The sequence below is a fragment of the Halomonas sp. genome (assembly GCF_029263665.1).
Classification (GTDB): domain Bacteria; phylum Pseudomonadota; class Gammaproteobacteria; order Pseudomonadales; family Halomonadaceae; genus Halomonas.
On record NZ_JAJUFQ010000011.1, the window covers coordinates 116,857 to 134,429 of the forward strand.

General features: G+C 56.6%; 19 protein-coding genes and 1 tRNA gene. 11 read left to right on the forward strand and 9 right to left on the reverse strand.

Translation table 11 applies throughout. The features are described 5' to 3' along the window. Nucleotides 1–20: 20 nt before the first annotated feature. The 4 genes from sbcB to minC all read right to left on the reverse strand — a co-directional run bounded on the left by sbcB (nucleotide 21) and on the right by minC (nucleotide 3,660). Nucleotides 21–1,511: an exodeoxyribonuclease I gene (gene sbcB / locus Q1K07_RS12730; RefSeq protein WP_300311350.1), complete on the reverse strand. Its 1,491-nt coding sequence runs from the start codon at nucleotides 1,509–1,511 to the stop codon at nucleotides 21–23. Nucleotides 1,512–1,759: 248 nt separating this feature from the next. After that, nucleotides 1,760–2,014, reverse strand: a complete 255-nt coding sequence (gene minE / locus Q1K07_RS12735) for a cell division topological specificity factor MinE (RefSeq protein ID WP_149286457.1) — start codon at nucleotides 2,012–2,014, stop codon at nucleotides 1,760–1,762. Continuing rightward, nucleotides 2,011–2,829 carry a septum site-determining protein MinD gene (gene minD, locus Q1K07_RS12740; protein ID WP_300311353.1) on the reverse strand — a complete coding sequence of 273 codons (819 nt, stop codon included), beginning with the start codon at nucleotides 2,827–2,829 and terminating at the stop codon, nucleotides 2,011–2,013. The genes minE and minD overlap by 4 nt, the downstream gene beginning before the upstream one ends. A 78-nt stretch (nucleotides 2,830–2,907) precedes the next feature. Further along, nucleotides 2,908–3,660 carry a septum site-determining protein MinC gene (gene minC / locus Q1K07_RS12745; RefSeq protein ID WP_300311355.1) on the reverse strand — a complete coding sequence of 251 codons (753 nt, stop codon included), beginning with the start codon at nucleotides 3,658–3,660 and terminating at the stop codon, nucleotides 2,908–2,910. Between the two features lie 272 nt (nucleotides 3,661–3,932). Here minC and Q1K07_RS12750 point away from each other — a divergent pair, with 272 nt between their 5' ends. After that, complete coding sequence (locus tag Q1K07_RS12750; protein ID WP_300311357.1) at nucleotides 3,933–6,719, forward strand: DUF349 domain-containing protein; 2,787 nt, start codon at nucleotides 3,933–3,935, stop codon at nucleotides 6,717–6,719. Between the two features lie 112 nt (nucleotides 6,720–6,831). On the opposite strand, the gene phbB is transcribed toward Q1K07_RS12750, so the two are convergent. Continuing rightward, a complete protein-coding gene (gene phbB / locus Q1K07_RS12755) occupies nucleotides 6,832–7,578 on the reverse strand; it encodes an acetoacetyl-CoA reductase (protein ID WP_300311359.1) in 747 nt (248 codons plus the stop codon). Nucleotides 7,579–7,827: 249 nt separating this feature from the next. On the opposite strand from phbB, the gene Q1K07_RS12760 reads away from it, so the two are divergent. Together Q1K07_RS12760 and Q1K07_RS12765 are read left to right on the forward strand one after the other, a co-directional pair. Beyond that, nucleotides 7,828–7,904: transfer RNA gene (locus Q1K07_RS12760), tRNA-Met, on the forward strand. 309 nt (nucleotides 7,905–8,213) lie between these two features. Beyond that, nucleotides 8,214–9,143 carry a tetratricopeptide repeat protein gene (locus Q1K07_RS12765; protein ID WP_300311361.1) on the forward strand — a complete coding sequence of 310 codons (930 nt, stop codon included), beginning with the start codon at nucleotides 8,214–8,216 and terminating at the stop codon, nucleotides 9,141–9,143. 77 nt (nucleotides 9,144–9,220) lie between these two features. Here Q1K07_RS12765 and Q1K07_RS12770 read toward each other — a convergent pair whose 3' ends face one another. After that, on the reverse strand, nucleotides 9,221–10,420 hold the full coding sequence (locus Q1K07_RS12770; protein ID WP_300311363.1) for a MalY/PatB family protein: 1,200 nt from the start codon (nucleotides 10,418–10,420) through the stop codon (nucleotides 9,221–9,223). Nucleotides 10,421–10,473: 53 nt separating this feature from the next. Here Q1K07_RS12770 and Q1K07_RS12775 point away from each other — a divergent pair, with 53 nt between their 5' ends. From Q1K07_RS12775 to Q1K07_RS12800, 6 genes are all read left to right on the forward strand, one after another. Further along, the gene (locus Q1K07_RS12775) at nucleotides 10,474–10,905 is read left to right on the forward strand and encodes a hypothetical protein (protein ID WP_300311395.1); all 432 of its coding nucleotides are present in this window, start codon (nucleotides 10,474–10,476) and stop codon (nucleotides 10,903–10,905) included. 153 nt (nucleotides 10,906–11,058) lie between these two features. Then, a complete protein-coding gene (locus Q1K07_RS12780) occupies nucleotides 11,059–11,469 on the forward strand; it encodes a thioesterase family protein (RefSeq protein ID WP_300311365.1) in 411 nt (136 codons plus the stop codon). Further along, entirely contained in the window at nucleotides 11,466–11,933 is a 468-nt protein-coding gene (gene ybaK, locus Q1K07_RS12785; RefSeq protein ID WP_300311367.1) for a Cys-tRNA(Pro) deacylase, read from the forward strand. The genes Q1K07_RS12780 and ybaK overlap by 4 nt, the downstream gene beginning before the upstream one ends. 11 nt (nucleotides 11,934–11,944) lie before the next feature. Further along, nucleotides 11,945–12,271, forward strand: coding sequence for a hypothetical protein (locus Q1K07_RS12790; protein WP_300311369.1), 327 nt, complete (start codon nucleotides 11,945–11,947; stop codon nucleotides 12,269–12,271). Next, the gene (locus Q1K07_RS12795) at nucleotides 12,243–12,764 is read left to right on the forward strand and encodes a DUF501 domain-containing protein (RefSeq protein ID WP_300311371.1); all 522 of its coding nucleotides are present in this window, start codon (nucleotides 12,243–12,245) and stop codon (nucleotides 12,762–12,764) included. The genes Q1K07_RS12790 and Q1K07_RS12795 overlap by 29 nt, the downstream gene beginning before the upstream one ends. Before the next feature lie 109 nt (nucleotides 12,765–12,873). Beyond that, nucleotides 12,874–13,437 (forward strand): TIGR00730 family Rossman fold protein, encoded by a 564-nt coding sequence (locus tag Q1K07_RS12800; RefSeq protein ID WP_300311373.1) that lies wholly within the window; start codon nucleotides 12,874–12,876, stop codon nucleotides 13,435–13,437. 26 nt (nucleotides 13,438–13,463) lie between these two features. On the opposite strand, the gene Q1K07_RS12805 is transcribed toward Q1K07_RS12800, so the two are convergent. Together Q1K07_RS12805 and Q1K07_RS12810 are read right to left on the reverse strand one after the other, a co-directional pair. Further along, on the reverse strand, nucleotides 13,464–13,976 hold the full coding sequence (locus Q1K07_RS12805; RefSeq protein WP_300311397.1) for a hypothetical protein: 513 nt from the start codon (nucleotides 13,974–13,976) through the stop codon (nucleotides 13,464–13,466). A gap of 51 nt (nucleotides 13,977–14,027) precedes the next feature. After that, entirely contained in the window at nucleotides 14,028–14,552 is a 525-nt protein-coding gene (locus Q1K07_RS12810; protein ID WP_300311375.1) for a sel1 repeat family protein, read from the reverse strand. 281 nt (nucleotides 14,553–14,833) lie between these two features. On the opposite strand from Q1K07_RS12810, the gene Q1K07_RS12815 reads away from it, so the two are divergent. Together Q1K07_RS12815 and yaaA are read left to right on the forward strand one after the other, a co-directional pair. Next, nucleotides 14,834–15,865 carry an NADP(H)-dependent aldo-keto reductase gene (locus Q1K07_RS12815; protein ID WP_300311377.1) on the forward strand — a complete coding sequence of 344 codons (1,032 nt, stop codon included), beginning with the start codon at nucleotides 14,834–14,836 and terminating at the stop codon, nucleotides 15,863–15,865. A 159-nt stretch (nucleotides 15,866–16,024) separates the two neighbouring features. Further along, on the forward strand, nucleotides 16,025–16,801 hold the full coding sequence (gene yaaA / locus Q1K07_RS12820) for a peroxide stress protein YaaA (RefSeq protein ID WP_300311379.1): 777 nt from the start codon (nucleotides 16,025–16,027) through the stop codon (nucleotides 16,799–16,801). Between the two features lie 109 nt (nucleotides 16,802–16,910). On the opposite strand, the gene Q1K07_RS12825 is transcribed toward yaaA, so the two are convergent. Further along, nucleotides 16,911–17,252: a cupin domain-containing protein gene (locus Q1K07_RS12825; RefSeq protein ID WP_300311381.1), complete on the reverse strand. Its 342-nt coding sequence runs from the start codon at nucleotides 17,250–17,252 to the stop codon at nucleotides 16,911–16,913. Between the last annotated feature and the right edge of the window lie 321 nt (nucleotides 17,253–17,573).

Sequence of the window (17,573 nt, forward strand, 5' to 3'; positions counted from 1 at the left end):
CTGCCGGAACAGTGCCGCAATCAACCAAACGCCTGAGCCGGCATAATCGACTCGACGAACATCACCAGTTCCTCAAGAATCTGACGCTGGCGATCGGTCAAGGAAGTCTGGTTCAGGCGCTCCAGTTCACGAGCGAAATCCTTGAGCGTCAGGCTGGAAAGCGCCGGATCATTCATCTTCTCCCAGCGATAGGCTTCCCATCGCTGCTGCTCCTCCCCTGTCAGGGTATCTGGATAACTACGCGCACGATAACGAAACAGCATCTCTTCCAGGCGCGGATCCTGGAAAGCAAAACGTGCATCCACCAGATCCCAGGGATCCATGCTCCGCACCTGCTGCATCTGCTGGCGATCACTGGGCGAGAAAAAGCCTCCAGAATAAAGCATCAGATCGGGATCTCGCGGCGGCTCCGGCGGACCTTCCGAGAAAACCTCACTCACCTTTGCGGCGATATCCGGATCGCCTGCCAAACGACGAAAATGCTCTCGGCACTGCGCCATATCCAGGCCTAGGCGCTCGACAATCTCGCCATATTCACCTTGGTGAGGACCAGAGACATCCTTCAGTGCACTGGCCGGGAAGACCACAGGACACTTGTTGACATGAATGACCTTGAGAGGAATACGACTGACACCCTCTGCAAGATCATCATTACTGACAAACACACGTTGGCGAATCTCTGCTGCCGACAGGCGCAGCATTTCGGATGGGTCGAGCGACAGGTCGTAAACGATGATGCCATTGCTGTTGGTCGGGTGTACCGTCAGCGGCAACACAAGGGCACCACAGGCACGACTGGCAGGATAGCGACGCGAAATATGCAAGACGGGTTTGCGTGAGACAACACCCAGGCGCTTTGCCACCTGGCGCTTGTTGCGAAGAGACAGCAAGTAGTCAAACAGGTTGACATTCCGCTCGCGAAGCAGGCGCGCTAGAGCAATGGTGGCCCGCACATCGGCAAGAGCGTCGTGGGCCCCGGCATGCTCGATGCCATTGGCAGCCGTCAGGTCTTCGAGACGAAAGCTGGGAGCCCCATCTTCCCGATGAGGCCATTCGATACCTTCAGGGCGTAAGGCATGGAATGCCCGCACGATATCGATCAGGTCCCAACGAGAATTGCCGTTCTGCCATTCCCTGGCATAAGGATCAATCAGGTTTCGATAAAACAGGTGGCGGCTGACTTCATCGTCGAAGCGCAGGCTGTTATAGCCCAGTACACAAGTACCAGGTACGCTCATCTCGGTTTCAATGGCACCGGCAAATTCGGCCTCGGGCACCCCCTTGCGCCTTGCCTGCTGAGGTGTGATACCGGTGATCAGGCACGCCATAGGGTGTGGCAAGGCATCATCAGAGGGCTTGCAGAACAATTCCACAGGCTCACCGATCTCATTGAAATCGGCATCAGTGCGAATGGCAGCGAACTGCGAAGGACGATCGCGGCGAGGGTCAGCCCCGAAAGTCTCGTAATCGTGCCACAAGAAAGTCAGCGGAGCGGCGGTCGGCTGCGCCATGGGCAAGAGGTCTCCACGCGGCTGAAAAGACAAAACCAGAAGGCAAAACGCTGAACAGCCTAGCACAGCCCAGCCTTGGGCCGAACTCGTGAGTCACCAGAATAGCCAGGCAAGACGTCTCAATCCGGCTCTTCTCAACCCGGTGATAGATACAACGAACCGCGCCCCGGCATGACCTTGGGGCGCGGGCTGCACTGGACATCCATTACCCCCGCCTCTCGATGAGATTCAACGGCATACCATGCAGCTCAGCTGCGTGGCAGGGTAACGTTCAACTCAAGTACTGAGCAATTATCTTCACTGTCCAGGGACATGTTGATGGCATCGTCGTCGACACTGACGTAGCGGCGAATGACTTCCAGCAACTCCTTTTCAAGCAACGGCAAGAAGTCTGGCTGACCACCTCGCTGACTACGTTGGTGGGCGACGATGATCTGCAAGCGCTCCTTGGCGACGGAAGCGGACTTCTTGCGCTCGCGCTTCAGGAAATCAAGTAGTTTCACCGACGGCCTCCTCCGAACATGCGGCTCAGCAGGCTTTTCTTCTGGAACTCGTGGAAACGCAGAGGCACATCCTCGCCCAACAGGCGACCGACAGTATCCAGATATGCCTTGCCGGCATCACTGTTGCCATCATGTGCCACCGGGATCCCCTGGTTGGATGCACGCAGTACCGCCTCGGACTCCGGGATCAGGCCGATCAGGTCAATAGCCAGTATTTCGCGGATATCTTCAAGATTGAGCATATCGCCCTGATCAACTCGGCCCGGGTTATAGCGTGTGATCAGCAGATGCTCCTTGACGGGGTCCTTGCCTTCTTCAGCACGACGGGTCTTGGAAGACAGCAGACCGAGGATACGGTCGGAGTCACGAACCGACGACACTTCAGGGTTGGTTACCACGATCGCTTCATCAGCAAAGTACATGGCCAACTGAGCGCCCCGCTCGATGCCAGCCGGCGAATCACACAGGATATAGTCGAAATCCTTCGACAGGGTCTCAAGGACCTTTTCCACACCATCCTGAGTCAACGCATCCTTGTCCCGAGTCTGGGATGCCGGAAGAATGTGCAGGTTGTCGACTCGCTTATCGCGGATCAGAGCCTGGCTGAGGCCGGCCTCTCCCTGGATCACATTGACCAGGTCATAGACCACACGGCGCTCACAGCCCATGATCAAATCGAGATTCCGCAGGCCGACGTCAAAGTCGATCACCACGGTCTTGTTGCCTCGCAGCGCCAGGCCAGTGGCGATGGCTGCCGCACTGGTAGTCTTACCGACCCCACCTTTACCGGAGGTCACAACGATGATCTTGGCCAAGTGTCACATCCTGTCTTGGTAATATGTTGGTCCTGCCACCACGATTCGAATGATGCGGCGGCACGTCCTAATCAAACATTATGCCAGAGGCTTGATGCCTAGCTGATCGTCATCAAGGACGACTTGCACGGCAGTGCCAAGTAGCTGCGGGTCAATGTCTTCGAGCCGCTTGTAGTTTCCAGCCACGGAGAGCAGCTCAGCATGGAGTTCTCGACAGAAGATGCCCACACGAGCATCTCCATGAATCCCTGCCAGTGCTCGCCCTCGCAATGCCCCATAGACATGCACATTGCCAGCGGCCAACAGCTCTGCCCCCGCATTGACCGACCCCACTACAACCAGGTCACCATCCGGTGCCGTCACCTGCTGTCCAGAGCGCACAGTGCCGCGATAGACACGCCCGACACCACTTTGTGGCACGGCCTCCACGATCTCGATTGGTTCTTCTGCCGTTTCGTTGGCTGTCTCGGTAGGAGGCACGCTTTCCAGTGTGCGGCTGCGACCGCTATCCTGGGGGGCAAACCAACCGAGGCCTAGCGCCCAGGCGGATTGCCGGACCGGATCGGCACCACCACGCACCGCTACCGGCAGCAGTTTATGGGCACGGCACACGGCACAGATTCTTTCCAATGCCAGATGGGGCTCATCGAGCTTCTCGACACTCAGCACCACAGGTGTGTGCTGGAAGAAGGCCGGCGACTGAGACAACTTGCCTTCCAGTTGCTCACGGATACGCTCCGGGTCCGCACTGGAAAGCTCCATCACTGTCATCGGCAGCATGCCGCCCTTGAACGTAAACGCCATGCTCTCCCTGTCCACTTTGAGGCTCATTGCCGGACTCCACGTCAGGTATTGATCGGGTCACGTCACACAATGCAGGTATGATACTTCTCAGCAAGTGTGATACCCCTCCACCGATCATAAGCTGCAATTAACGTAATGTCAGTGTCTCTATTTAGCCACAACAGCACGCACCGGGACTTTTCTGCTGTCTGCGCGCATGATTAGATAAACTCATCAAGGACTATAGACATCCGGGTACTATAGACATCTAGGAACTATAGACCCTCAAGTACTTCTTCACCTTTTCGCCAGGACGCCTCATGCCAGGACTCCTTCGCCGTCTTTTTTCGCCTCGCTGGCAACATTCCGATTCCGCCGTTCGCCGCGAAGCCGCCGCTCGCCTGGCCTTCAGCTCTCAACGAGAGGCACTGGAGCAACTCGCGCAGGACCCTGAACCGGATGTACGCCTCGCAGCCCTGCAGCGCATCGAGGATCCTGAACACCTCTTGACCATGCGCAGCAAAGGGCAAGGCTCCAGAGAGCTGGACCAGCACCTGTGTGCCCTGCTCTGTGGCCGTATTGGAAATATTGACCTTGCCCGCCGGCAACACATGGTGGAAACCATCGATGACCCGGAGCTTCTTGAAGTCGTCGCTTTGCAAGGTGACAACCAGCAACTGCGCCTGAGTGCACTACAGCATATCGAAGAGGAAAGCCTCTTGATTCGACAGGCCTGCGACAACAGTATCGCTGCCGTACGTCATGCTGCCGCCAAGCGCATTACATCGGAAGAAGGACTCAAGACGCTCGCTCACTCGGCCCGCCGCGATCGCCATGTCATGCGCGATGCCCGTGACAGGCTCAACCGTCTACGTGCTGATGCCGATGCCATCCAGCGCGCCAAGAAACAACGCGAGTCGCTGCTCAACACCCTGGAGCAGCATAGCAAATCTACCTGGGAACCACTTTACGCTGGGCGCTTCCGCCACCTGGAACGGGAATGGAACAAGCTTGCCAGCCTGCCAGACGCATCTCAGGAAAGTCGGTTTCAGGATGCTTGTCTGCGATGTCGCAAAGTGATCCAGGACCACGAGGCGCAAGAGCATGCTCTCCAGACCAGCCAGCAACAGCGTGAACAAGCTGACCAGGAGCGTGAAGCGCTGGTGATGGCCCTGGAGGATAGCCTGCAGGCTCTGCATCAGGGTGAGACGCTTACGGACCAGGACCTCGCTAGCCTGCGTTCGCAAAAGCAGATTACAGCAAGCCGCTGGCAATCCCTTTCCGAACGGCATCTGGCCAATGAATCTCTGCGCCAGCGCTATGATAAAGCGCTCAAGACCTATGATCAGATTCATCAGGCTTATCAGCGTCTCTACGAGCATGCCGATGCCTTGAAAGCCGCGATCCAGGAAGGCAATGAAGACGAGTTGACCACTCTGGTCATCGCTTGTGACTGGCCTTCCGGCCTGCCGTTGGACAAGCGCCTTGCCCGCGCAGTGCATTATTTGCACCTGGAACGTGACCTGGCCCAAAAGGAAGACGATAGTGAGACCGAGCAACGTATCGAGCGCTTTGATACCGAGCTTGTTCGGCTGGAAAGTCTGCTTGATGACGGTTCTTTCAAAGGCGCCAGCCGCCTTCATCAGCGTCTGCGCCATTTGTCTGAACGTCTACCCGCATCCGCGGAGGCCCAGCACGCAAGACTCAAACGCCTAGGCGCTCGTCTCGCGGAGTTACGCGATTGGCGAGGCTTTGTCGCCAAGCCCAAGCGTGAGCAGCTATGCCAAGCCATCGAGGCGCTGAAGCAGAACACTCAACTTTCAGAGCGTGACCGGGATCACCGCCATCGCCAACTGGTCAAGGAGTGGAAGGCTCTCGGCGACGCCGCGGCCAGCCGGGAGCATTCCGAACGCTTCCGCACGGCTTCCGACCATATCCGCGCAACCCTCGAGGAATGGCACGAGCATCAGCAACAGGAACGCTTGCGCAATCTAAAGGAGCGCGAGGCGTTGTGCGAACAGCTCGAGGCTCTGCTTGAGCAACCTGCCGCCCATGCGGACCCGGATGCTCTGCGCCTGATTCGCGACCAGGCACGTGATCGCTGGCACCGGACATCTCCAGTGCCGCGCGATCAGGCTGAAAGCATCGGTCGACGTTTCGGACGTATCCGCCACCATCTCCAGGCGCTGATTGATCGGCGGGCCAATGAAATTGCCGAGGCCAAGCGCGCGTTGATCGAAGAGATCCAAACCCTCAGCCAGGCAGAGCTCAGCGCAGAGCAACGCGCAAGCCGTGCCAAGGCCTTGCAGCAACGTTGGCGTGAACTGGGTCGCGCCCCCAAGGGAGAAGAACAGGCCTTGTGGCGCCAGTTCCGTCACCTGTGTGACAGGATTTTCGCTGACCGGGATGCCAAGCGTGACGATAAAGCCCAGAAGACCAAGGAGCGCCTCGAGCAGATGCAAGCGCTCATCGATCGCCTCGATGCCTGGCAACCCACGCATAGCCAGGACGCGTCCTTCCTGGATCAAGCGCTGAGTGAAGCGCAGACCCTGGAGCCCCTCCCTTCCGGTCGACGTACCGAAGGCATGCGAAAACGCTGGACTGGCATTGTTCGCGCCCGGCGCGAGCGTCTGGAGCGTATTGGCGTGGCCGAAAAAGTCAATCGATGGCGCCAACTCACACCGCTGATAAACGCACATCTACACGCGGATAACGCTGCCCTTTCAGGTCATCATCATGAGGATGTGGAAGTCCCCGAGGGCCTCGACCTTTCCAATGCCTTGCTCCGCGCCCACAACCAACGCAATGTTGCTCGTCACCACCCCCCTGCCGAAAGTGATGTTGCAGAACGTCTGACAAGATTGCGGGTACATCTGTCACTGCTGGCAGGAGGACCGGTTCTCCACCAGGAAGAGCCTCTGCGCCTGGCCATCCAGGTCGAGCGCCTGAATGACAACCTTGGCCAAGTCCCTGAACGCGCGGATGAGCTCGCTTCAGTACTTTGTGAACTGTTGGCTACTGGCCCAGTTTCTTCCGGCCTGTGGCAACGAGAGGTCGGCGAACTGGACCGACTGCTGGATAGTCTGACGCATTTGCCTCCCCCCTGAATCGGCACACCCTTCCCCCGAGGTTTCCCGGGGGAAGTCATCAGACTCACACTGTTGAGATACATCCCATGATGGCTCGCCCCTTTCTTCAAGAAGGGGGCGAGCCATCTGGTCAACCCATGAACTGGCCACCATTGATGTCGATGTTGGCGCCAGTGATGAAACCATTGTCCTTGTCAGCGAGGAAGGTCACCAGACGCGCAATTTCTTCAGGTGTGCCATAACGCTTCATGGGGATGGTTTCGCGGATAGCTTCCCGCACTTTCTCGGGAATTTTCATGATCATGTCGGTGGCAATGTATCCAGGCGATATCGTGTTGACCGTTATGCCCTTGGTTGCCGTCTCCTGAGCCAGAGCCATGGTCAGGCCATGCATGCCCGCCTTGGCGGCGGAGTAGTTGACTTGGCCAAACTGCCCCTTGCGGCCGTTGATGGAAGATATATTGATGATGCGGCCGTAGTTCTGCTCAAGCATCATCTCGATCACACTGCGGCAGGTGTTGAAGACACTGTTGAGGTTCGTATCAATGACGACATCCCATTGTTCGGGAGTCATCTTCTTCATGGTGCCATCGCGTGTGATGCCCGCACAATTGACCAGTACAGAAACAGGACCGTACTTGGCCTCGATCTCTCTTACTCCTGCCTGGCAGGCCTCGAAGCTTGTGAGGTCCACCCCAGCCACGTCGATATTCTCGTAACCATCTGCCCTCTGGGCCTCTAACCAGGACTTGGCCTTCTCTGGATTGTTATAACCAGCAACTACTTGATACCCGGCGTCTGCCAGGGACCGACAAATTGCACTGCCGATCCCCCCGGTTCCCCCGGTGACCCATGCGATATTTTTCTGCTGAGTCATCTCGACCTCCCTGATTGATCTTGTTGCGCCATCGTCCTTTTCAATGGCGATGGCGTCAGCACTCCTACTGCTTACCATCCACGACCCTCATTGGCCGCTACGCTCAATGGTGCCTGGCGGAGCTTACAATTCAACGACAACTTCACCATGCAGTATGGACCACTGCTGCAAATCAAGACGACCAATCCGAGTCAATCTTTTTGCAGTGTTGACTTTTCCGCCTAAAGTCGTAGAATGTGCACACGTTGATGCGGGGTGGAGCAGCCTGGTAGCTCGTCGGGCTCATAACCCGAAGGTCATCGGTTCAAATCCGGTCCCCGCTACCAATATTCAGAGAGAGGCCAGATCCAAACGGATCTGGCCTTTTTCGTTACTGCGGAATGGGCCATCAAGCCGCTCGTCGGGCTCAGCTCTTCATCACCCCAGGAAGGTCATCGGGTCAAACCCGGTCCCCGCTACCCATATTCAGAGAGAAGCCAGGTCCAAACGGATCTGGCTTTTTTTCGTTGTACTGGTAGGCAAGAGCCTGCACGACGTTCACGCCAACCTGATATCCTGCATGACACCATGCATCTTGAAGTTGGCTGCCTCCGCCCGCATGTTGTATTCAAACTCTTCTTAAACAAGGTCTAGCCATGCCCATCGTCGACCCGCGCACCGGCGACACCATCAGTGCAACTGCCGAGCCAGGCACTGCTCACGCATCCACACCACAGGACAGCGATCTGATTCTTGAAGTCGATCGCAGCAATATCCAGCAAGTGTTGGAATTGTCCACGCGTGTACCGGTTCTCCTGGACTGTTGGGCACCATGGTGCGAGCCATGCAAGAATCTGATGCCTGTACTGGAGAAGCTGGTGCGTGAGTATGCCGGCGCATTCCTGCTGGCCAAGCTGAATATCGATGATAATCAAGAGATTGCTGCTCAGCTGGGCGTTCGCTCAGTTCCCGATGTCAAGCTCATCAGCCAGGGGGGACTGGTCGATCAGTTCCAGGGAGCTCTGCCAGAAAAAGAGATACGTGAATGGCTGAGTCGTTACTTCCAGGCTCCAGAAAACGCCTCTCTCAGCCCGGAAGAACAGGCCGAACAGGCGCTCACCGTGGGAGATACGGCCACGGCAGGAGCGATCTACGCCGAGTTGATTCAGCAAAATCCTGAGCAGTACAGCTACATGATCCAACTGGCCAGAGTGCGCGTTGCAGAGAATCGTAACGATGAAGCCCGTGAGCTGCTTGATGCACTTCCGCCAGAAGAGCGTGACGCACCAGCAGCACGCGGCGTACGTGCCAGCATAGAGTTTGGTGAGGAAGCTCCGGATGCTGAGGCACTGGCCGCCCTGGAAGGTCGTGAGGATAGCGAGGCCAACTACTTGAGAGCCCTGCGTCAGGTAGCGGATGCCAATTATGAAGAAGGCCTGGAAGGATTGCTGGCAGTAATGAAGAGCGATCGTACTTATGGCGATGACCTGGCCAGGAAGACTCTGCTGCGAGTCTTCGACGCCCTGGGCGCCGACCACCCTCTGACAGTGATCTATCGCCGCAAGCTGTTCGCCCTTCTCTACTGAGTGACCAGAAGCGGATGCAATGGGCCCGTGACACAGAGCAATGAAGGTGCCCTGCGTCGCGGGCCTTTTGTGCAGCATCAAGCCAACAGGTTATCCATTCGCTCCAATGCCTGTTCCAACTGCGCAGCCGTAGTCCCGAAATTCAAGCGCACGAACCCCGGATAACCGAAAGCCGCCCCGTCGGATAACGCCACGCCTGCTCGATCAAGGAGGGCAATGGCGGGTGATGACTCGCTGCCAATCCTTGACTGGCGCAGATCCAGCCAGGCCAGATAGGTGGACTGGGGCGCTTTGAAGCCGACACCCGGCCAGCGTGCTACTCGCTCTTCAAGAAGCCGCCGATGCCCGCGCAGTACCTGCAGCAACTCCTGACGCCACGGTTCACCATGGCGATATGCCGCTTCGGCTGCCACTAGACCCAATACGTTGGCATCCGGCATCAGCCCCTTGGCAACGTCACGAAAACGCTTTCTGAGGGATGCATTCGGAATCACTGCACATGCCGCCGTCAATCCTGCCAAGTTGAACGTCTTGGACGGAGCCCACAACGTCACACTACGTTCGGCAAGACCAGGAAAAACCTCCGCCAGAGCACGGTGCTGTGCGCCTTCATCGAGCAACAGGTCGCAATGCAGCTCATCAGACACCACAATCAGGTCATGCCGCTCTACAAGCGCAGCCAATCCGGAGAGCTCTTCACGAGTCCACTGTCGCCCCGTGGGGTTATGCGGATGGCACCACAGGAGCAGGCGCGTCTCATCAGTGATTGCCGCATCCAGCGCATCAAGATCCAGCGACCAGCCTTCGCCCTCTCCAGGGGGCCGCAAGTCTACTGTTTGCGGCTGACGCCCGGTATGCTTGGCAACCTGCAGGAAAGGTGGATAGATCGGTGCCACGGTGAGCACACCATCACCAGGCTCAGTAAAGGCCAAGCTGGCCAGATGCAGCGCAGGGACAACGCCAGGAAGCCAATGTTGCCAATCCTGCTGAATCTCCCAGCCATAATGGCTAGCGCTCCAGTCACATAGGGCCTGTTTCAACGACTCTGGAACCAGGCCGTAGCCAAAGACACCATGAGCCACTCGCTGTTGGATTGCCTCGATTACCGCAGGCGGAGAACGAAAATCCATGTCTGCCACCCACAAGGGCAGGATATCATCGGCGTAGGAATGCCACTTCTGTGAGGGCCACTGTGGTCGCCCCCCCTCCGTATCCAATGATTCAATATGATGATGGGGCTGCCGACGATCGACAGGCGTGGCAAAATCGAATTTCATGATGTCTCCCTGACAAACTCACTTCTACAAAAGAAGCACCTATGCCTCACACCATGCCGCATCACGGTTTCTACGCCAAGGTCTGCCAGGGAATGCCGGCCTTGATCCATCAGTGGCTAACTCACGGTCGTGGCGACGCTGACCGCTTGGCCCTGATCCTGGCCGAAACCGCTCGAGTGGCTGGCCTGGGTGACCCGGGAGAAACACCCGATGGCAACACCTTGGGCCTCTGGGCCAGAGGCAACGGTGAGGAACCGCCGCATTGGGCTGTACGTACCGCCTTGTTTCTGCTGGTGCAGATGCCCGCCAAACCGCTGCCAGACTCTGACGCGGAAGCCTGTGCCTGGGCTTACTGCTGGCTGCGCAATCGTGATTTTCATGACCGCGACACCGCCCTGGCTGCTCTACCCGAGCACCTGCGCGAGGTCATGGCCCCCGCCATTACCGCCGCCTGGAATGATCGCCAGGGGCTCAGATTGGTATAGGTCCACACGAAAAGCCATGCCTCTCAGGCATGAGACAAAAGAATCGGGCATAAATACAAAGAAGGCTTGACCAAGCGCTTGCTAGGCACAATGCTGAAGGTTTCTCGACTAATCGTTCACCTGCATCATAAACAATTAGGGGGACATGCACTCATGATGACCTGCACCATTGAACCAGCGTTCTATGACACCGACGCCCTGGGCCATATCAACAACACTCGAGTCCCAGCCTGGTTCGAACTGGCTCGCAATGAGCTGTTCCGCCTGTTCACCCCCAACCTAGATCCACGCCAATGGCGTCTCATCCTGGCACGAGTGGAAGTCGACTATCATGCGGAACTTCATTACGGGCATGACGTCACTATCCATACCTATATTTCACGCTTGGGCAATAGCTCTTTTACCGTCACCCAGGAAGCACATCAGAATGGACAGGTGACCAATACTGGACATACCGTAATGGTACACTTTGACCACCAGACCAAAAGCGCCATTCCCATTGAAGGAGAGTTGCGCCAGGCACTGGAGTCCCATCTCGAGACAAGAGAAACTGAGCCCGCATGACACCGGCCATCAAGACATTGGAAAAAGCCAGAGTCACCTTCGATGTCGTCAGCTACGAACATGATCCCCGCTCTCCGGCTTACGGAGAAGAAGCCGCACAAGTGCTGGGTCTGAACCCACGGGAAGTATTCAAGACACTGCTGGCTCGGCTAGATGGCGACAAGCTGGTGGTAGCTATTGTTCCCGTCGCGGGTCAACTCGACCTCAAGGCCCTGGCCAAAGCAGCAGGTGCACGCAAGGCTAGCATGGCAGAGCCGCAGGATGCCGAACGAGCCACGGGGTATGTGGTTGGTGGCATCAGTCCTCTGGGCCAGAAGAAGCGCCTGGCAACCTTCATTGATATCAGCTGCCAGGACTACCCGGCCATTCATGTCTCGGGGGGACGTCGCGGCCTAGAGATCCGCTTGGCCCCAGATGACCTCACCAAATTGACCGGTGCACGTCTGGCACCGATCTCTCGTTGACCGGGAACACTATGGCGATTCGCTATACTCTATGGCTTGAGCCCGAGGCCAAGGAACGGCACCAGGCAGCCGAAGCGGCATTGGAAGCCTGGTTTTTCGAACGCTTCGCCGACTATCCTCATATCCGCTTGTTCGGGGCTGATCCCTACGATTATGATGCCCCCTTTAACCGACTTTATGACGTACTGATCTCTCGCGCAGCCGAATATATCGAGCGTGAGCAAGCCTACGTCCCCACTCCCGAGCAGCTCAGCCGTGCCTTTTATCGCGCGGTGGGGCGCTCCACGAAATTCGTAAGAGACAACCCTGATGGTAATCCGCCCCGAGACAGCACCTGACGAGGCCCAATTGGCCATCATCGCCGAACAGCTGGGCCGCGCTCCTCGTGGTATCGAGACCCTTGCAGCCACAGATGGAGAGGGCACTCCACTGGTATTGCGCATGGCACCCATCGTTGACGGTAAACCCTTTCCGACCCTGTTCTGGCTGAGTTCCGGGTTGCTCAAGGTCGAGCTGTCACGCATCGAGGCTGCTGGCGTCATCAAGTCATTGGAAGCACGGCTGCAGGAAGATGACGACTTCCGTGCCGCCTACCATGCCAGCCATCAGGACTATATTGATACCCGCTGGCGCTTGATGAGCGACACCCAGCGGACTGCCGTTGAACACTTGGGCTATACAGACATCCTGCGCGAACGAGGCATTGGCGGTATTGCCAATCACGATCAGGTACGTTGCCTGCACACACAATATGCCCACCATCTTTGCGGCAGCAACGTCATTGGCCAATGGCTCGACAAGCACTATGGCATCATCGACCTGCTGCCCTAGCGCCAAGGATCCAGAGCAATCCCCAGCGCGATAAAGAAAAGCCTCATTACCTAGCTGTCTCTCTTTTCACACGAGACTTGTTGCAATGCCGTCCTCAAGGAGATATCCCATGGCAAGGATCTGCGTATATCTTGGCTCTCGACAGGGTGAAGACCCTGGGTTCATGGCCGCTGCGCGCCGTTTCGGCCAATGCCTTGGCGAGCGCGGTCATGGGCTGGTCTATGGTGGCGCTAGTGTTGGCCTTATGGGGGCCCTGGCAGATGCTGCCCTGGAGGCAGGAGGGGAGGTGATCGGCGTCATGCCACACCACTTGGTGAACAGAGAACAGGCACATCATGGCCTGACTCAACTGATCAAGGTCGCAGACATGCATGAACGCAAGGCACAGATGGCGGAACGTGCCGACGCCTTCGCTATACTTCCAGGAGGGATCGGCACCCTGGAAGAATTCTTCGAGACCTGGACTTGGCGTTACCTGAACCTTCACGACAAACCCATCGGTGTACTCGACACCAACGGCTTCTATCGTCCCTTGCTGGAGTTTCTCGACACGACGGTGGCCAAAGGCTTCCTGAATGCCGATACTCGAGCAGAACTTTTCAGCGAATCCACCCCGGAGACCTTGCTGAGCACGCTGGAAAAGCAGCTTAGTGCCGCTCCCTCACCAGGCTAGGCCCACAAGAGTGACCAGAGTGGCAATCAGTCCTCGGCACTGAGCTTCAAAGTGCGAGCATAGGTCAGCTGTAGCAACCTGGCATCGTCACCTGCTCTGTGCCGACGAATATCACCCTCTTCGAGCATGGCTTCCTTTACATCGCTCCAGATCGCCATCTGGCGCTCGTCAAGCAGGCGACGCAATGCTTCGAGTCGGAATCGAGGGAGCATGCCGGCATGATGGAAAAGCAGTGACAGCCAAGTGTTATCGTAGCCCCAGCTATCGCTGTAGACGATGCCGATATCATGCAGCTCGTCATTCAACCATTGAGCTACATGACGCACGGGGTACCCCTCGCGCTCAAGCCGTGCCCGGGAAATGCCATGCAGCAACTCAGCCTTGGGATCCCAATGTGTCCATTCTTCGAGAGGCTGGATCAAAAAGGCACAGCCACTGCCATCAGGGCGAGCAATGCCAACTTCGATGGGGTAGCTGCCGCGTCCGAATCCGGACGCTTCGATATCCAGCAGTGTCGGTAGCGTCACGGGTTGCGACATCCTCAAGGTGACCATAGGGACAGTCAAGGTGATTGTCCTCGTAGAGTGCCCTTAGTGTCGCTTTTCAGCTTCCATCTTGTCCAGTTGATCGCTTTGCTGCACAGCCTCTTTGCGAGCCTGTGCTAGACCGGCCCAGTAGGCCGCCTTGCCCTGATCAACATTCAAGGAGAGCTCTCCCAGTCGATAGGCTCGCTCCAGACGAGAAGCAGCCAACGCATTGCCAGCCTCTCCCGCTCGGGCATACCAGGTAACCGCGTGGTCGTGACGCGGCGGGTACAGAGCGCAGCCAAATTCGTGGATCTGGCCCGCTTGGTACTGAGCATCAGTATCACCGCCATGGGCAGCCTGAAGTACGTAGCGAGCACCGCGCGCCTTATCCTGAGGAGCTCGAGAGCGGTGAAACAGCATGTGACCATATAGCGACAAAGCTGCCGGATGACCGGCTTCCGCACAACGTTGGAACAAACGCATGGTCAGCTTCTGAGTACGCGGCGAGTGAGGCAACCAGCTAGTATGAAACAGCTGCTGGGCCAAGCGATACTCGAGCCGCGTCCTCAGGGATGATGCCTGCTGCATGACAATAATCCTGGGTCCAAAGAATTCGGAAACATGGCCAGCCACCATCCCGTGACCAGCAAGCCATTCCGTCAAGACGAAAACTGTGCCGTAAGTTCCTCCACGACAGGGCGGCAAGCATACGCCTAAGGTCGAAGCGACTCAACCCCTCAATGTTTGCAGGCTAATCTCGGCCAGATGTACCATGCGAGCTCATCATTACCTGCGCTATAGCAGCGCCATGCTCCCTCCCGCGGCAATATGCCACGGGATGTCCACCCTATCCCCTTCAAGGAGTCAGCATGCAGACGCGTCCCCTTGGTGACACCGGCATCAATGTCAGCCGACTGTGCCTAGGTACCATGACTTTCGGTGAACAGAACACCGAAACAGAAGCTCATGAACAGCTCGACCGAGCTATCGCCTTCGGTATTAACTTCATTGATACCGCCGAGATGTATCCTGTGCCTCCCAGGGCAGAAACCCAAGGTCGTACCGAGCAGTACATCGGCTCTTGGCTCAAGGGTCGAGGCACCCGCGATGATGTGATTATTGCAACCAAGATTGCTGGCCCGGGAATGGAGCATATCCGAGATGGTTCCCGCTTTACCCGCGAGCATGTTCAACGCGCAGTGGAAGACAGCCTTACCCGGCTGAAGACCGACTATATCGATCTCTATCAGTTGCACTGGCCAAGCCGCCATACCAACTTTTTCGGCAGATTGGGCTATACCCACAACGAGGATGAACAGCATATTCCTCTGGAAGACACGCTCCTGGCACTCAAGGAACAGGTCGATGCAGGCAAGATCCGCGCAATCGGGTTATCCAATGAGACTCCCTGGGGAGTGATGCATTGTCTGCATCTGGCCGATAAACTGGGGCTCCCTCGAGTGGCTTCCGTGCAGAACCCATATAACCTGCTCAACCGCACCTATGAAGTCGGTCTGGCGGAAATTGCCCATCGTGAAAACGTCGGCCTGTTAGCTTATTCACCGCTTGCCTTTGGGGTGCTCTCGGGAAAATACCTGGACGGAGCCCGGCCTCCCAAGGGTCGCCTCACCCTGTACGAGCGCTTCAAACGCTACACCTCCCTACGAGCCGAACGCGCAGTACACGCTTATGTGACCCTGGCTCGGGAGCATGGTCTCGACCCAGCCCAGATGGCTTTGGCCTATGTCAACTCTCGCACTTTCCTGACCAGCAATATCATCGGCGCCACAACAATGGAACAGTTGGAGAGCAACCTGGCCAGCGAGGCATTATCTCTGTCCGAGGAAGTTCTTGAAGGCATTGAATCAATTCATACAGCTACTCCCAACCCATGCCCTTGATTCAGTGCCGAGTATCGAAATGACAGGTATCGAGATAGCAGGTCCTTGACTATCAGGCCCATAGTCCCGGTCAAGCCCGGGGCTTGTTACAATGGGACCTGGTTTTCTTAGCGTTCAAACGTTAGCACTGCTATCAACAACGACCTCAGGAGAGAGGCCATGCTCAGCGTGATCTCACCAGCCAAGACGCTGGATTTCGAGACCCCTGCCACTACCGACACCCATACTCAACCGGATTACCTGCAACAGAGCCAAAGGCTGATCGATATTCTGCGTGATTATACTCCTGCGCAGATTTCTGAGCTGATGGGTGTCAGTGACAAGATTGCTGGCCTCAACGCCGCTCGCTTTATGGAATGGCAAACACCCTTCACGCCTAGCAACGCCAAGGTCGCTGCCCAGGCATTCCAAGGTGATGTCTATGTCGGCCTGCAGGCCGATACATTCAATGAGGGTGACAATGCCTTCGCTCAGGGTCACCTGCGCATCCTGTCCGGCCTATATGGCTTGTTGCGTCCTCTGGACCTGATTCAGCCTTATCGCCTGGAAATGGGTACACGACTGAAAAATCCCGCAGGCAAGGACCTCTACGCCTTCTGGAAGGAGTTCCTGACCAAAGAGCTCGACCAGGCTATTGCTGCCAGCGGCAACCCCGTACTGATCAACCTGGCCTCCAATGAGTATTTCAAGGCTATCGACGCCAAGAAACTCAATGCCGAAGTCGTGACCCCCGTGTTCAAGGATCTCAAGAACGGCCAGTACAAGGTCATCAGTTTCTATGCCAAGAAAGCCCGTGGTCTGATGGCAGCCTGGATGATCCACAAGCGCCTGGAGGAAGTGGATGGACTCAAGGACTTCAATGTCGCAGGTTATCGGTTCAATGCTGCAGAGTCCCAGGGCAAGACCCTGGTTTTCACCCGTGACACTCCAGCTTGAGGCATCTTGTAGATGAAACAGGAACCCCGGCTATCTCTCGATAGCCGGGGTTCTGTCGGCCAGAGCACAAAACACCTGGCGGCCCATACCAGGCTATTGCGCCCCCGCATCAGCCATTCTCGACTTCCATGAATTTTTCCATGAAATCCTGTCGAGGAGGCGTCCAGGTTGAGATCAACACGCCCTCTCCACTTAAACACTCAAGGTTGTGCTCAACGTCAGGAGGGACAGTCACCGCATCTCCTGCACCCACCTTGATGGCTTCACTTCCAGTGATAGCATTGAACTCGCCAGACACGAAAACATTAACTTCTTCATTCGAATGGTGATGCCCACTGGGAAAACCTTTCCCTGAAAACCACAATTTGGCAGTCAATTGCTGATCCGAACAGGAAAGCACCTGTATGGTGACGTCATCACTAAGCTTGTATTTCTTATATACTTTTCTCATCACAGCTCCTTTCCGATACCGATATCTTGAAGCCCAATATTCCGCATTCAACAATCGGGAATCCATAAGCAGCTACTCACTAGCCTGTAGGATATTTCCTATAGTGGAAAGCATCAGAAAAGACACCACCTAGGGAAGTCTGCAAGATCACCTCTCTCGAGCAGCATGATGGCAAGGAACCGCTCGCGGCCCGAGCGTAGCGTGCCCATCGCTCGTGGCTCGTGGCTCGTGGCTCGACGCAAAAAAAATCCCCCGGACGTATCCGGGGGATTTTTTCGAATAGATGCCTGACGATGACCTACTCTCACATGGGGAGACCCC

Coding starts and splice junctions, on each gene's coding strand:
- sbcB (WP_300311350.1), bottom strand. CDS start 1,511: ATGGCGCAGCCGACCGCCGCTCCGCTGACTTTCTTGTGGCACGATTAC.
- minC (WP_300311355.1), bottom strand. CDS start 3,660: ATGAGCCTCAAAGTGGACAGGGAGAGCATGGCGTTTACGTTCAAGGGC.
- Q1K07_RS12750 (WP_300311357.1), top strand. CDS start 3,933: ATGCCAGGACTCCTTCGCCGTCTTTTTTCGCCTCGCTGGCAACATTCC.
- phbB (WP_300311359.1), bottom strand. CDS start 7,578: ATGACTCAGCAGAAAAATATCGCATGGGTCACCGGGGGAACCGGGGGG.
- Q1K07_RS12765 (WP_300311361.1), top strand. CDS start 8,214: ATGCCCATCGTCGACCCGCGCACCGGCGACACCATCAGTGCAACTGCC.
- Q1K07_RS12770 (WP_300311363.1), bottom strand. CDS start 10,420: ATGAAATTCGATTTTGCCACGCCTGTCGATCGTCGGCAGCCCCATCAT.
- Q1K07_RS12775 (WP_300311395.1), top strand. CDS start 10,474: ATGCCGCATCACGGTTTCTACGCCAAGGTCTGCCAGGGAATGCCGGCC.
- Q1K07_RS12780 (WP_300311365.1), top strand. CDS start 11,059: ATGATGACCTGCACCATTGAACCAGCGTTCTATGACACCGACGCCCTG.
- ybaK (WP_300311367.1), top strand. CDS start 11,466: ATGACACCGGCCATCAAGACATTGGAAAAAGCCAGAGTCACCTTCGAT.
- Q1K07_RS12790 (WP_300311369.1), top strand. CDS start 11,945: ATGGCGATTCGCTATACTCTATGGCTTGAGCCCGAGGCCAAGGAACGG.
- Q1K07_RS12795 (WP_300311371.1), top strand. CDS start 12,243: ATGGTAATCCGCCCCGAGACAGCACCTGACGAGGCCCAATTGGCCATC.
- Q1K07_RS12800 (WP_300311373.1), top strand. CDS start 12,874: ATGGCAAGGATCTGCGTATATCTTGGCTCTCGACAGGGTGAAGACCCT.
- Q1K07_RS12805 (WP_300311397.1), bottom strand. CDS start 13,976: ATGTCGCAACCCGTGACGCTACCGACACTGCTGGATATCGAAGCGTCC.
- Q1K07_RS12810 (WP_300311375.1), bottom strand. CDS start 14,552: ATGCAGCAGGCATCATCCCTGAGGACGCGGCTCGAGTATCGCTTGGCC.
- Q1K07_RS12815 (WP_300311377.1), top strand. CDS start 14,834: ATGCAGACGCGTCCCCTTGGTGACACCGGCATCAATGTCAGCCGACTG.
- yaaA (WP_300311379.1), top strand. CDS start 16,025: ATGCTCAGCGTGATCTCACCAGCCAAGACGCTGGATTTCGAGACCCCT.
- Q1K07_RS12825 (WP_300311381.1), bottom strand. CDS start 17,252: ATGAGAAAAGTATATAAGAAATACAAGCTTAGTGATGACGTCACCATA.